This window comes from Arthrobacter sp. 754, from assembly GCF_040548695.1.
Lineage (GTDB): Bacteria > Actinomycetota > Actinomycetes > Actinomycetales > Micrococcaceae > Arthrobacter.
Map to the genome: position 1 here is coordinate 1 of NZ_JBEPSC010000001.1, position 13,759 is coordinate 13,759.

A 13,759-nucleotide genomic window follows, 5' to 3' on the forward strand; every position below is an offset into this window, starting at 1 on the left:
TGTGTTCGCTCTCGACAAGCACCACACAACACCCGGAGGTCCTCTTATTGCGTCAAATCAATCCCCGTGTCATCAACCTGCCGGGACAGTACAGCCAGACGCGCAAAAGGGACCGGCCTCCACATCAAGTGGACGCCGGTCCCTTGGCCGGGGTCGCCGCCTTTTAGGCGAGCAGCGAGGGCTTCAGCTGCTGCAGGCGCCCCAGGAGGCCGTTGATGAACGACGGCGACTCATCGGTTGAGAGCGTCTTGGCAAGAGCCACTGCCTCACTGACCGCGACGCCGTCGGGTACGTCATCGTTGTACAGGAGTTCCCAGGTGCCGATGCGCAGGATAATGCGGTCCACCGAGGGCATGCGTTCCAGGGTCCAGCCCTGGGAATAGGTCTCCAGGAATTCGTCGATGGCGGGCTGCTGGGAAACCACGCCCTCCACGATTTCAAGGGTGTAGGGGTTCACGATCTGATCTGTCAGTTCACGCCGGCCCCGCAGCACGTCGAACGCCGAAACGGAACGCTGCTCGGCTTCGAAAAGTACATCCAGTGCCCTGTTACGGGCTTTGCCGCGTGCGCTCACTACTCGCTGACCCGGCCGAGGTAGCTGCCGTCGCGGGTGTCAACCTTGACCTTGGTGTTGTTCTCAACGAACAGCGGCACCTGGATCTCGTAGCCCGTCTCCAGGGTTGCCGGCTTGGTGCCGGCCGAGGAGCGGTCGCCCTGCAGGCCAGGCTCGGTGTAGGTGATCTCCAGGACAACGCTGGGCGGGAGCTCGATGTAGAGCGGGTTGCCTTCGTGGATGGCAATGTTGACCATCTGGTTCTCAAGCATGAAGTTGGTGGCGTCGCCCACGGTCGCGCCGGATACGGTGATCTGGTCGTAGTCCACGGTGTCCATGAACACGTAATCCGCGCCGTCCTGGTACAGGTACTGGTAATCGCGGCGGTCAACCGTTGCGGTCTCGATCTTGAGTCCGGCATTGAACGTCTTGTCCACAACCTTGCCGGACATCACATTGCGCATTTTGGTCCGCACGAAGGCGCCGCCCTTGCCGGGCTTGACGTGCTGGAATTCGATGATGTTCCAGAGCTGGCCCTCGAGCTTAAGGACCGTGCCGTTCTTGATGTCGTTAGTGGTTGCCACTGGTTTCCTCTGGTTTCTAATGTCTGGTCAGTTGTCAGACGTTCTATGCCGGCCGGTTACGCCCCGTTAGGGCGCCGAGCGCGTGTTTATCAAAAATCCAAGAACCATTCTACCGGCAAATCCGGGGCAGCCCTGTTCACGGCCTTCCCCGGGGCACTCCCCGGCTTCGGACGGGAGGCTCAGCAGGCCAGGTCCAGGACGTCCCGCGCCCGCTGGAGTGCCACGGTGGAGGAGTAGATCAGCGCCGCGTCGGCCGACTGTGCAACGCGAAGGTCCAGTGCCCTGGCAAAAGCCTCCACGGCGGCCGAGTTGTGCCCTGCCGTGTAATGCGCCCTGCCCAGGTACTGCTGGATGAGGGCCTCGCGGTCGGTTCCGTGGAACTCTGCCAGCAACTGCCGGAACAGCTCTATGGACCGGTCCGTGCGGTGGGTGATCCGGAGCAGTTCGGCCTCGCAGGCGCGCAACTGGAAAGACTCCGGGTCCTTGAAGCGGGCCTCAGCCAGCAGCTCGGCCGCTTCGGAGGCGTGGCCCTCGGCGATCAGGACGAAAACGCGGTCCGCGGGGTCGGTGGATGCCGTCAAGGCAGCCTGGCAGGAGTCCGCGTTGACAATCTCCGGCAGCAGCGACAACGGGTTGATCCTGATGCCGGGGAATCCTGCCTCGGGCCAGTCGCCCGTGCCCGCAACGTCGCCCTGCATCAGGAGGCGATTTCCTGGTACGCCGCGAAGAGCAGCGACGTGTCGGGCACGTCGAGGATGCCTGGTTTGGCGATGCCGTCCAGGACAACGAAGCGAAGCAGGTCACCGCGGGATTTCTTGTCCCGCCGCATGCCATCGAGCAGCCCCTGCCACCGGTCCCGACGGTAAGTGACCGGAAGCCCCAGGGTCTCAAGGATGCTTCGGTGGCGGTCCGCGTCGGCATCGCTGAGCCGGCCGACGCTGCGGGCAAGCTCCGCTGCGAACATCATCCCCACGGACACCGCCGCGCCATGCCGCCAGGAGTAGCGCTCCACAAGCTCGATGGCGTGGCCCAGCGTGTGGCCGTAGTTCAGGATCTCGCGGAGACCTGATTCCTTGAGGTCCTCCGAAACCACTCTGGCCTTGACCGCAATGGCGCGTTCGATCAGCTCACGCAGGGCGTCTGATCCGGGGTCCGTGGCCGCTGCCGGGTCACGCTCCACCAGCTCCAGGATGGCCGGATCGGCGATGAAACCGCATTTGATGACTTCGGCCATTCCGGAGATGATCTCGTTGCGGGGCAGAGTTTTGAGCGTGTCCAGATCGACCAATACTCCGGCGGGCGGGTGGAAGGCGCCCACCAGGTTCTTGCCTTCGGCCGTGTTGATGCCGGTCTTGCCGCCCACGGAAGCGTCCACCATGCCCAGCAGGCTGGTGGGCATGTGGATGACTTTCACGCCGCGGAGCCAGGTAGCCGCCACAAACCCGGCGAGGTCCGTCACGGCGCCGCCGCCGACGGCGACGATGGCATCGGAGCGGGTGAAGTCGTTCTGGCCCAGAACCTGCCAGCAGAAAGCGGCAACCTGGATGTGTTTGCCTTCTTCGGCGTCAGGGATTTCCGCGGTCAGGGCCGTAAAACCTGCGGCAGCCAGCTCATCGCGGACGGTGTCACCGGTGAGGCGTAAGGCCCGCGGGTGGATAACCAGTACGCGGCGGACCCGCTCCCCCAGCAGTTCCGGAAGGCTGCCCAGCAGCCCGCGGCCCACTACGACGTCGTAGTTCTGCCCTGCGGACTCACCGGTGACCTTGATGATTGTTGAATCGACGCTCACTTTTCAACTTCCTGTTTGGCGGCTGAGTAGTCGCTAAGCGCGACCTGCAGCCGGTGTCCCAGCTCGGTGACCGAGCCGTGGCGGACATCGATAACCACGTCGGCCAGCCGTTCGTAGACGGGCTTCCTGGTGGCAAATAGCGTGGACCAGCGGGCCATCCCGTCGCCGGCCAGCAGCGGCCTGCCCGAATTCCGGGCAATCCGGCTGGCCACTGTTTCCTCATCGCATTCGAGGTAGACCACTGTGCAGCGGGCCAGGAGTTGTTGCGTTCCCGAGTCCAGTACCGCCCCGCCACCCAGTGAAACCACGGTGCCGGTGCCTTGCGCGTGCTCAAGGGCAGCGGCTACGGTCCGGGCCTCGATCTCCCGGAAAGCGTGCTCACCGCGGCCGGCGAAAATACTGGCAATGCTGCCATGGGACTCAACGATGAGGACGTCAGTGTCCACGAAAGGTACGCGCAGTTGCTGGGCAAGTTCCTGGCCGATGGTTGACTTGCCCACCGCCATCGGTCCAATCAGGACGATGGGCCTGCTACCCGGGACACCGGCTTTGCTGCTCCGGGGCACTAGTGGCCAATCGAGTCCAGGGATGCCGGAATGTTGTCCAGGTAACCCTTGATGTTGCGTGCGGTCTCCGCCACGGAGTCCCCGCCGAACTTTTCCATAACGGCTTCCGCCAGGACCAGCGCCACCATCGCTTCGGCGACAACGCCCGCCGCCGGCACCGCACAGACGTCCGAACGCTGGTGGTGCGCCTTGGCCGCCTCCCCCGTGCTGACGTCAACCGTCCGCAGGGCGCGGGGCACAGTGGCGATGGGCTTCATGGCGGCCCGGACACGCAGCACGTCCCCGATGCTCATGCCGCCTTCGATGCCGCCGGCGCGGTTGGACGTGCGGATGATTTTGCCGTCGGCGTCCTTGACGATTTCGTCGTGGGCTGCCGAACCCCGGCGGGCTGCGGTGAGGAAGCCGTCGCCTACTTCCACGCCTTTGATGGCCTGGATGCCCATCAGGGCTGCAGCCAGGCGCGAGTCCAGGCGGCGGTCCCAGTGGACGTAACTGCCCAGCCCGGGCGGCAGGCCGTACGCGAGGACCTCGACAACGCCCCCAAGGGTTTCGCCTTCCTTGTGCGCAGCGTCCACTTCGGCCACCATGGCGTCGGACGTCTCACGGTCGAAGCAGCGCAGGGGATCAGCGTCGAGGGCGATGACGTTGGCGGGAACGGGCAACGGCCGTCCTTCGGGCACTGTCACGCTGGCGATGGAAACGGTGTGGCTGACGAGCTCAATGCCCAGGTGCTTGAGGAACTGGGACGCTACGGTACCCATGGCAACGCGGGTGGCGGTTTCGCGCGCGCTGGCGCGTTCGAGGACCGGACGTGCTTCGTCAAAGCCGTACTTCTGCATCCCGGTGAAATCGGCGTGACCGGGGCGGGGCCGCGTGAGCGGTGCATTGCGTGCCTGATCGGCGAGGATGTCAGGATCCACGGGGTCCGCGGACATGATCTGCTCCCATTTGGGCCATTCGGTGTTGCCCACCTGGATGGCCACCGGCCCACCCTGGGTCAGGCCGTGCCGGACGCCGCCAAGGATAGTGACCACGTCCTGCTCAAACTTCATGCGCGCACCACGGCCGTAACCGAGGCGGCGGCGGGCCAGCGAATCGGCGATCTGCCCGCTGGTGATTTCCACACCGGCAGGTACGCCTTCAATAATTCCCATCAGGGCCGGACCATGGGATTCACCGGCAGTCAACCAACGCAACATAATTTCCATCCTGCCACGTATGGCGCTCAGATCGCCCGTCGGGGAAGGTCGACTGCGTCACACATCACATCTATGACAGCTGCGTTAACTTCCTCGCCAAGGCCGGTGAAAAGACGCACCTGCTCCACTGCCTGGTACAGCAGCATCTCAAGTCCGGGGACCACTGCACCGCCGCCGTCCTGCCACACAGCAGCGATCCGGCTGGGCCACGGGTCATAGGCAACATCGAGCAGCACGCCCGGCGTTTTGGTGCCGAGTGCGGCGATCTGCAGGGCAAGGTCATCCGCCCCGTAGGGCGGGAGCGTGGAAATCGCGACGTCGGCGTGTGCCGTGGGAACGGCGGCCTCCGCCAACGGCCTCACGGTGATGGAAAGTCCGACGCCGGCTGCGGCGGCACGCGCCTCCGCGGCCCGGGAGATGTCCCGGACAAATATCTCCGCGTGCTCCGTGCCCAGCTCTTTGAGTGCGGCGACGGCGGAGGCTGCCGTCCCGCCGCCGCCCAGGACAACAGCGGCAGGGCTCGAGGCAACACCGGCGTTACGTACGGCGTTCACGATTCCGGCGACGTCGGTGTTGTAGCCGACCCGCCTGACAATGCCGCCGTCCTCTTCGAAGGCGACCGTATTGACCACTCCCAGGGTGCGCGCCACACCACGGACCTCGTCCACTTCGGCCACCATGCCGGTCTTCAGGGGCATCGTCACGGACAGACCCCGCCAACCGTCCTCGGTCCTGATCCTGGCCATCAGCGCAGGCAGCCCCGGCTCGGTGACGTCGATGGCCGTGTAGCCGATGTCGATGCCCAGCTTGGCATAAGCCGCCAGATGGAGGGCCGGGGACTTGGAATGGCTGATCGGGTGACCGAGAACGGCGGCCCGAAGGCTCATGTGCACCGGCCCACGTTGGCGGTGCACCACGTGTTGTACTGCTCCACAAAGACGTTGTGCTCGGCCAGCGTCTTGGAGAACTTGGTCTCCTTGGTGTCCAGGTTAATGGTCACCCAGTAGAGGTAGTCATTGGTTTTGGGCTTGGCGGCTGCGTCGATTGCCGTCTTGCCGGGCGAACCGATCGGGCCGGGGGGCAGCCCGGGGTTCGCGTAGGTGTTGTACGGGTTGGACTTGTCCTGGCGCTGTTCGTCCGTGAAGTTGAAGCTCTTCGTGCCGAGACCGTAAGTCACCGCGGAGTCCACCTGGAGGTACCCGTTGGTCTGGTCATTGGGCTTAAGCCGGTTGTAGATGGCGCCGGCGACGTCACCGTACTCGGCCTGGCCGCCCTCGGCCTGCACGATACTGGCCACGATCACGGCTTGGTACTGCTTGGCCGGGTCGGTGATGCCTTGGGCCACGAGTTCATCAGTGGTGACCTTGACCAGGCTTTGAAGGATGTCCTTGGCCGGGGTGCCCAGGGGGAAGCGGTACTCCCCCGGAGCCAGGAACCCTTCGAGATTCTTGGCATTGGCCGGCAGGCCGAACTGTGCAGGAGCGTTGCTCAGTTCCTTCAGTTGCTGAAGGGAAACACCTGAACCTTCCGCGATCGCCTGCAGCGATTCGCCGACCCTCAGACCCGCGCTCAAGGCGAAATAGATCACCTTGCTCTTGTCGGTCCCCAGCAGGACGTTGACGGCGTCGGCGTTTTTCATCTCCTTTTTGAAGGTGTAGTCCCCGGGCGACAGGACTGCCCCCGATGCGGCGAAAGCCTTCAGGAACGTCTCCGCGTTGGCAACCACTTTCTGGTTTTCCAGTTTCGCAGCCATGGATGCGGTCCCTTCGCCGGGCGCCACGGAAACCTTGACTTCGCCTGTTCCGGGACCTGGGTAGTCCCCGGGCTTGTCGTTACCGAGCAACGGCTTAAGAAACTGTGCGCCGACAGCCACCGCAGTGACAAAGACGGCCAAAGTGAGAAAGAGTGCGAGGAGGCGACGGCGGCGGCGCACTTTTTTCGACGGCCCCCGCACTACGGTTGCCGCGCCTGTGTCGCCGAGGAGACCGTCATCATGGTGGGAATCCGCTGCGTATTCGTCATGGGCGTCGTCGTAGTAATGGCCGTGGGGTTCATAACCCGCATGGGCGTCATGGGCGCCGTGAACTCCATGTTCCCCATGAACCCCGTGACCTCCGAGTCCAGCGTGGACCAAATGGTCCTGGTGAACATCGTGAACTTCGTCAACGTCATGGGCTTCGTGAACAGGATGGGCTTCGCCCTCTTCGGGCCAGGCCTGGTCCTCATGCTGGGCCGGTTCCTGCTGGGCAGGCTCCGCATGCTGGATGGAAGGCGCAGCTTCTGGAACAGCCGGGATGACGGGGCCAGGTGCAGGCGCCGCTTCGGGGCTGGCGTCCGGCAGGCGAGGGCCGGCGTCGGGTGCCACATGGCGGTCCGCTGCTTCCGGATCGTCGTGCCCGGTCTCGTACGCCTGCTCGGGAACGACGTCGTTGCTTTCGCCGCGCAACGCCTTTTCCTGTTCGCGGAGTTCCTTGCGGGTCAGCGGCCTGCCACCATGGTCACCCATGGTGCCTGAGGCGTCGCCGTTATAGGACGGGCTCACTGTAGCCTTCCGTGTTCTGAGATCGAGACTGGTCTTCCGTTCGGGATTCGGCGCTCTCAGCTGCCGAAACGGCTCCGGAAGGCCGGTGTTCGGGCGGTGCGCCCACGCGGGTGCCAACGTCCGCTCCCCTGGCTTTTTGCATGTCGATGGCGTGCTGGAGAATGCCGGCCGCCGCAACCTGATCAACCACTTTACGGTGGTTGCGGCTGCTCATGCCAGCTTCGTGAAGGTTCCGGTGGGCTGTGACGCTGCTGAGGCGCTCGTCCACCAGGTTCACCGGCACGTCAATGCCACGGCGGACAAGCTCGGCCACCAGCAGCTCCGCGTAGTCGGTGGCCATGCGGGCGGAGGCATGTTCCTCCCCCTTCATGGTGCGCGGCAGCCCGACGATGACCTGGACGGCACCGAGTTCCTCCGCCAGCGAGGCAATGACCCGGACGTCGGAATTCTTCTTCGCGTTCCTGTCCAGTGTCTTATACGGCGTGGCCAGAATGGCATCACGGTCGCAGACCGCCACACCTACCCTGACTGTGCCCACGTCTACCCCCAGTTTGATTCCCTGGGGGTAGCCGCCGGCTGCAAGTGCTTGTGTCACTGGATCCTTATCGCCCGGAGATAGCGTCCACAACGGCGGCAAGCGCCGGTGCGACCTTACTGGGGTCGGTGCCGCCGCCCTGGGCTACGTCATCTTTGCCGCCGCCGCCGCCGCCGAGGATACCCGCGGCGAGGCGCACCAGGGCGCCTGCCTTGACTCCGGCCTCCCGGGCGGCCTCGTTGGTGGCGACCAGGATCATGGGGCGGTCGTTGCTGACACCTGCAACGGCCACGGTGGAAGCCTGCGAACCGAGGCGGCTGCGCAGGTCCAGTGCGAGGTTGCGGACGTCGTCGGCACCGCCGATCTGGCCGGCGTCGTGCGCGATGACCCTGACTCCAGCGGCGTCCTTTGCGGTGCCTACCAGGTTGGCTGCAGCTGCGGAGAGCTGTTCCTTCCGCAGGCGGTCCAGTTCCTTCTCCGTGGCCTTGAGCTTGTTCAGTGTGCTGGCAATCCTGTCGGCCAGCTGGCCGGAGGGTACCTTCAGCAGTTCAGTCAGCTCAGTAACCAAGGCCCGTTCAGCCGCCAGATGGCGGAACGCGTCCATGCCCACGAAGGCTTCGACGCGGCGGTTGCCTGAACCCACCGACTGTTCCCCGAGCAACGAAAGGCTGCCGATGAGAGAGGTGTTGGCCACATGCGTGCCGCCGCAGAGCTCACGGGACCAGGCGCCGTCGATCTCCACAACGCGGACTTCACTGCCGTAGTTCTCACCGAACAGCGCCATTGCGCCAAGGGCCTTGGCCTCGGCGAGCCCCATGACTTTGGTGTCCACCCGGTAGTTGTTGCGGATGGCGAGGTTGGAGACTTCCTCGATCTCGGAGCGCGTGGCGGCAGAGAGTCCTTCACCCCAGGCGAAGTCGAAGCGCAGGTAGCCGGCCTTGTTGTAGGAGCCCCGCTGCGTGGCTTCCGGCCCGAGGATCTGGTGCAGTGCAGCGTGCACAATGTGCGTGCCGGTGTGCGCCTGCTCGGCGGCATGGCGCCGTTCCCGGTCCACGGCAGCCCGTACCAGTACGTCGGATCCGATCTCGCCCTCGCGGACGATGGCCTTGTGGACGCTGAGTCCCTTCAGCGGGCGCTGGACGTCGAGGACCTCGACGACGAATCCGTCACCGGTGATGAGGCCGGTATCGGCAGCCTGGCCACCGGCCTCGGCGTAGAACGGCGTCTCGGCGAGGACGAGTTCAATCTCATCGCCCGTGGCGGCCTGCGCCACCTGCCGGCCGCCGCTGAGGATCCCGCGGACCCGCGACTCTCCGTCGAGGTCGGTGTAGCCGGTGAAAACCGTCTCGCCCTGCGCCAGGAGTTCCTGGAAGGCGCTGAGATCGGCGTGGCCGCCCTTCTTGCCCTTGGCATCGGCCTGGGCGCGGCGGCGCTGCTCCAGCATCAGCCGGCGGAATTCGGGTTCATCGACCTTGAGCCCGGCTTCCTCCGCCATCTCCAGGGTGAGGTCGATCGGGAATCCGTAGGTGTCATGCAGGGCAAAGGCGTACGCACCGGAGAGGGGCTGGCCGGCGGCCTTGGACTCCGTGACGGCGTCCTCAAGGCGGGCGGTCCCCGAGGCGATGGTGCGCAGGAAAGCCCGCTCTTCGGCGTAGGCGATCCGGCTGATGCGGTCGAAGTCGGTCTCCACCACCGGGTAGACACCCTTCATGGCGTCGCGTGATGCCGGCAGCAGGTCCGGGAGGCAGGCTTTTTCGACGCCGAGCAGCCGCATCGAGCGGACAGCACGGCGGATGAGGCGGCGCAGGACGTAGCCGCGGCCTTCGTTCGAGGGGGTCACGCCGTCGGCGATCAGCATCAGCGCGGACCTGATGTGGTCACCAACGACCCGCATCCGGACGTCGTCCGTGTGGTGCGGATCATCCGGCGTTTCGGCCGAGGTGTATTCGCGGCCGGACAGTTCGGCTGCCTTGTCGATCACGGGCCGGACCTGGTCGGTCTCGTACATGTTCTCGACGCCCTGCAGGATCATGGCGAGACGTTCCATGCCGAGGCCGGTGTCGATGTTCTTCTTGGGCAGTTCACCCACGATGTCGAAGTCGTCCTTCGAACGGACGTTGTCGATCTGGTACTGCATGAACACCAGGTTCCAGATCTCGACGTAACGGTTCTCGTCGGCGATCGGACCGCCTTCGACGCCGTACGCGGGTCCCCGGTCGTAGTAGATTTCCGAGCAGGGGCCGGCGGGACCGGGCTGGCCGGTGTGCCAGTAGTTGTCGGCCTTGCCCATGCGCTGGATGCGTTCTTCCGGGACACCGGTGTTCTTCAGCCACAGTTCCTTGGCTTCGTCGTCCTCTTCGTAGACGGTCACCCATAGGCGTTCGGGCGGCAGGCCGTAGCCGCCGTCATCGACGCTCTTGGTGAGCAGCTCCCAGGCGAACTTGATGGCGTCTTCCTTGAAGTAGTCGCCGAAGGAGAAGTTGCCGCACATCTGGAAGAAGGTGCCATGGCGGGCGGTCTTGCCGACTTCCTCGATGTCGCCGGTGCGGATGCACTTCTGGACGCTGGTGGCGCGGGAGTAGGGGGCTTCTTCGCGGGCCGTCAGGTAAGGAATGAACGGGACCATGCCAGCCACCGTGAACAGCAGGGAGGGGTCGCTGGAGACCAGCGAGGCGGAGGGAACGGCGGTGTGGCCCTTGCTGACAAAAAAGTCCACCCAGCGCTTTGTGATCTCCTGCGACTTCATGAGCTGATTACATACCCTTCTTGGTTCACGCACCTGTGGCGCGTGAGAGTTCTATTCAGACAGCGGCGCCCGCATGCAGGGACTGCTGGTTTAATTCTCGCGCTTTTTATGACTGCGCGTTTTCCGGCCGCGTGGTCAGCGTGCGAGTGCATCCCGCGACGGCACTGCCGGGGACTCAACGCCGAGGGCCGCGCGGAGGTCGGTCTCACGCTCCTGCATACCGGCCCGGACGGCGTCCGCGAAGTCGTAGACTCCGTCGGCAAGCCGGCCTACAGCCCGGTTGAGGCCTTCGGGTCCCAGATTGGACTGGGCCTCGCTGATCTTACGGAAGGCTATGACTCCGATAGCCACGCCGATTCCCATCCAGACAAGTCGTTTCATATCAGTTTCTCCGGGTGGTCTAGCGGCTGCGCCGGCCGGCGGCGGCTGGCTTCTTGCGGGAGGCGAGGGCAGTCCGAACGCCGTAACTGAAGGCGGCAACCTTGATCAGCGGTGAACCGACCGTCGCGGCAACCAGCGAGGACAGCGCGGAAAGGTTCGCTGAAGCATCCGAAACGTTGGAGGCAATGCCATCCACCTTCTTCAGCTGCTGGTTGGTGGTGGACACCGTGGCGGTGACTTCGTCCATGAGGGGCGTGGCGCCGTCGCTGATGGAGCGGATGGAAGTCCTGATTTCATCAAATACGCTGCCAAGCTTCAGGATCGGCACAGCAAGCAGCAGCACCAGGAGCGCAAACACTCCGGCTGCGATCAGGCCGGCAATATCGCCACCAGACATAGACGTTCATCTCCTTGAAACTGACGTGGATCCGTAACCTCCGCGCACGCTGCCTTGATGCGTTCCGCAGATGTCCCCCAAGTACCTTACATACAAAGAAGCCCGTGGCGCTTGCCACGGGCTTCTTTGGATACGCTGCTGGGATTTAGCGTGCGTAGAATTCGACGACGAGCTGCTCTTCGCAGGTTACGGGAACCTCGGAGCGCTTCGGGCGGCGGACCAGGCGTGCCTGCAGGGCGTCAAGCTTGACGTCCAGGTAGGCCGGGACCTGGGGAAGGACGTCGCGGTGTGCACCGGCTGCGGCGACCTGAAGCGGAACCATGGTCTCGCTGCGGGTGTGGACGTGGACCAGCTGGCCCTCGCCGACGCGGAAGGACGGGCGGTCAACGCGGATGCCGTCAACCATGATGTGGCGGTGCACAACGAGCTGGCGGGCCTGGGCGATGGTGCGGGCGAAGCCTGCACGCAGCACGAGGGCGTCAAGACGCATTTCGAGCAGTTCGATCAGGTTTTCACCGGTCAGGCCCTTGGTGCGGCGGGCTTCTTCGAAGGCACGGGTCATCTGGGCTTCGCGGATGCCGTACTGGGCGCGCAGACGCTGCTTTTCGCGCAGACGTACGGCGTAGTCGGAGTCCTGCTTCTTGCGGGCACGGCCATGCTCACCGGGGCCGTACGGGCGGCGCTCCATGTACTTGGCGGCCTTGGGGGTCAGAGCAATGCCGAGTGCACGCGAGAGGCGTGCTGTACGGCGAGCACGAGTGTTGTTAGCCACTTGTGTCCTTCCAATATCTGCGGTGTGTCAGTGTTACTGGCCTCCACGATGGAGAGCATCGGCCAACCGCTGCCTTTTGCTACTGGGCACAGGGCTACCCCGACAAACAGCAGAAAAGACTGAAGGATGTTGGGGATTGCGTCCGTGCCTTGCCAGACAACGAACCATCTTAGCAGGATTCGGGCCCCCGCCGCATTCGGTGCGGGTTCAACGACCGGTTGACCTGCCCGTTCAGCTGCCGCGGATGATCTTCCGCAGCCGTTCCAGGCGCACGGCGATATCCCGTTCCGCGCCGTTGGCGGTGGGCTCGTAGTAGTCGCGGCCAACGAGGTCGTCCGGCGGGTACTGCTGGCTGGCCACCGAATGGGGGGCGTCGTGGGCGTATTTGTATCCCTTGCCGTGGCCCAGCTGTTTGGAACCGGGGTAATGCGCGTCACGCAGGTGGGCCGGGATTCCGTTGCCAAGACCGGCACGGACGTCCGCAATTGCCTTGTTGATGCCCATGTACGCAGCATTGGACTTCGGGGCGGTGGCCAGGTGCACCACTGCTTCGGCAAGCACGATCCGCGCCTCCGGCATGCCTATGAGCTGGACCGCCTGGGCGGCTGCTACCGCCGTCTGCAAAGCACTGGGGTCCGCCATGCCCACATCCTCGGCGGCGGAAATCACAATGCGCCGGGCAATGAACCGGGGGTCCTCCCCTGCCTCCAGCATCCGTGCCAGGTAATGCAGCGAGGCGTCGACGTCGGAGCCGCGGACCGACTTGATGAAGGCACTGGCAACGTCATAGTGCTGGTCCCCCGCGCGGTCGTAGCGGACCGCTGCCACATCGAGGGCACGTTCCGTATGCTTCAGCTCCACCGTGACGGGCGCGTCTTCGTCAGCAGCATCATCCGCGTCGCCGAACGCCACCCCTGCGGCTGCTTCCAGTGCGGTCAGGGCCCGCCGGGCATCGCCGCCGGAGAGGCGCACCAGGTGGGCGAGCCCTTCCGCGCTGAGGGCTACTTTGCCGTTGAGGCCACGTTCGTCGGCCACTGCCCGCTGCAGCAGCCCTTCAATGTCCGCTTCGGTCAGCGGTTTCAGTGTCAGCAGGAGGGATCTGGAGAGCAGTGGCGAGACTACGGAGAAGGAGGGGTTCTCGGTGGTTGCAGCCACCAGCACCACCCAGCGGTTCTCCACCCCGGGCAGCAGCGCGTCCTGCTGCGCCTTGTTGAACCGGTGGATCTCGTCAAGGAAAAGCACCGTGGTGGTTTTGTAGAGGTCGCGGGCTGTCAGTGCGTCGTCCATGACCCGCCGGACATCCTTGACTCCGGCAGTGATCGCGGAAAGTTCTACGAACTTCCGCCCTTTCCCCTTGGCGATCACGTGCGCGAGCGTGGTTTTGCCGGTCCCCGGGGGTCCCCACAGGATCAGGGAGCTGGGGCCGGCAGGTCCCACGGCGTCAGTGCCGGCCGCGAGCTGCCGCAGGGGTGAGCCCTGGCCAAGCAGGTGCTGCTGGCCCACCACATCATCAAGGGTGCGGGGCCGCATCCTGACCGCCAACGGACTGCGCTGCGCCGCGCTCCGGCTTGCCCCGGCACGGTCAGCGGACGGCGACCCGTTACTGTCGTCGTCGTCATTGCCGGGCCCTTGGCCGAAGAGATCATCCACATAGATAGGCTACTCATAGTTCAGCACCGCTTATCCGCACGCTCA

At 64.7% G+C, this 13,759-nt stretch carries 15 protein-coding genes; 1 reads left to right on the plus strand and 14 read right to left on the minus strand.

Annotated features, from left to right (window positions below; genetic code table 11):
- Positions 1-163: 163 nt before the first annotated feature.
- From nusB to mltG, 8 genes are all read right to left on the minus strand, one after another.
- Positions 164-574 (minus strand): transcription antitermination factor NusB, encoded by a 411-nt coding sequence (gene nusB, locus ABIA70_RS00005; RefSeq protein WP_354145592.1) that lies wholly within the window; start codon positions 572-574, stop codon positions 164-166.
- Positions 574-1,137, minus strand: coding sequence for an elongation factor P (efp, locus tag ABIA70_RS00010; protein WP_108600500.1), 564 nt, complete (start codon positions 1,135-1,137; stop codon positions 574-576). The genes nusB and efp overlap by 1 nt, the downstream gene beginning before the upstream one ends.
- 179 nt (positions 1,138-1,316) lie before the next feature.
- The gene (locus ABIA70_RS00015) at positions 1,317-1,835 is read right to left on the minus strand and encodes a tetratricopeptide repeat protein (protein ID WP_354145593.1); all 519 of its coding nucleotides are present in this window, start codon (positions 1,833-1,835) and stop codon (positions 1,317-1,319) included.
- A complete protein-coding gene (aroB, locus tag ABIA70_RS00020) occupies positions 1,835-2,926 on the minus strand; it encodes a 3-dehydroquinate synthase (RefSeq protein ID WP_354145594.1) in 1,092 nt (363 codons plus the stop codon). Before aroB ends, ABIA70_RS00015 begins: the two co-directional genes overlap by 1 nt.
- Positions 2,923-3,492 (minus strand): shikimate kinase, encoded by a 570-nt coding sequence (locus ABIA70_RS00025; RefSeq protein ID WP_354145595.1) that lies wholly within the window; start codon positions 3,490-3,492, stop codon positions 2,923-2,925. Before ABIA70_RS00025 ends, aroB begins: the two co-directional genes overlap by 4 nt.
- On the minus strand, positions 3,492-4,691 hold the full coding sequence (gene aroC / locus ABIA70_RS00030; protein ID WP_354145596.1) for a chorismate synthase: 1,200 nt from the start codon (positions 4,689-4,691) through the stop codon (positions 3,492-3,494). The genes ABIA70_RS00025 and aroC overlap by 1 nt, the downstream gene beginning before the upstream one ends.
- Before the next feature lie 26 nt (positions 4,692-4,717).
- Positions 4,718-5,578: a shikimate dehydrogenase gene (locus ABIA70_RS00035; protein ID WP_354145597.1), complete on the minus strand. Its 861-nt coding sequence runs from the start codon at positions 5,576-5,578 to the stop codon at positions 4,718-4,720.
- A complete protein-coding gene (gene mltG, locus ABIA70_RS00040; RefSeq protein WP_354146553.1) occupies positions 5,575-6,645 on the minus strand; it encodes an endolytic transglycosylase MltG in 1,071 nt (356 codons plus the stop codon). Before mltG ends, ABIA70_RS00035 begins: the two co-directional genes overlap by 4 nt.
- 39 nt (positions 6,646-6,684) lie before the next feature.
- On the opposite strand from mltG, the gene ABIA70_RS00045 reads away from it, so the two are divergent.
- Positions 6,685-7,206 carry a hypothetical protein gene (locus ABIA70_RS00045; RefSeq protein WP_354146601.1) on the plus strand — a complete coding sequence of 174 codons (522 nt, stop codon included), beginning with the start codon at positions 6,685-6,687 and terminating at the stop codon, positions 7,204-7,206.
- A 10-nt stretch (positions 7,207-7,216) separates the two neighbouring features.
- Here the strand turns inward: ABIA70_RS00045 and ruvX are convergent, their stop codons facing one another.
- From ruvX to ABIA70_RS00075, 6 genes are all read right to left on the minus strand, one after another.
- Positions 7,217-7,828 carry a Holliday junction resolvase RuvX gene (gene ruvX, locus ABIA70_RS00050; protein ID WP_354145598.1) on the minus strand — a complete coding sequence of 204 codons (612 nt, stop codon included), beginning with the start codon at positions 7,826-7,828 and terminating at the stop codon, positions 7,217-7,219.
- A gap of 7 nt (positions 7,829-7,835) precedes the next feature.
- Positions 7,836-10,514 carry an alanine--tRNA ligase gene (gene alaS / locus ABIA70_RS00055; protein WP_354145599.1) on the minus strand — a complete coding sequence of 893 codons (2,679 nt, stop codon included), beginning with the start codon at positions 10,512-10,514 and terminating at the stop codon, positions 7,836-7,838.
- A gap of 135 nt (positions 10,515-10,649) precedes the next feature.
- Complete coding sequence (locus ABIA70_RS00060; protein ID WP_354145600.1) at positions 10,650-10,895, minus strand: DUF6167 family protein; 246 nt, start codon at positions 10,893-10,895, stop codon at positions 10,650-10,652.
- Positions 10,896-10,914: 19 nt separating this feature from the next.
- Complete coding sequence (locus ABIA70_RS00065) at positions 10,915-11,292, minus strand: DUF948 domain-containing protein (protein ID WP_108598960.1); 378 nt, start codon at positions 11,290-11,292, stop codon at positions 10,915-10,917.
- A gap of 145 nt (positions 11,293-11,437) precedes the next feature.
- Positions 11,438-12,064 (minus strand): 30S ribosomal protein S4, encoded by a 627-nt coding sequence (rpsD, locus tag ABIA70_RS00070; protein WP_056340296.1) that lies wholly within the window; start codon positions 12,062-12,064, stop codon positions 11,438-11,440.
- A gap of 231 nt (positions 12,065-12,295) precedes the next feature.
- A complete protein-coding gene (locus tag ABIA70_RS00075) occupies positions 12,296-13,714 on the minus strand; it encodes a replication-associated recombination protein A (RefSeq protein WP_354145601.1) in 1,419 nt (472 codons plus the stop codon).
- Positions 13,715-13,759: the final 45 nt, after the last annotated feature.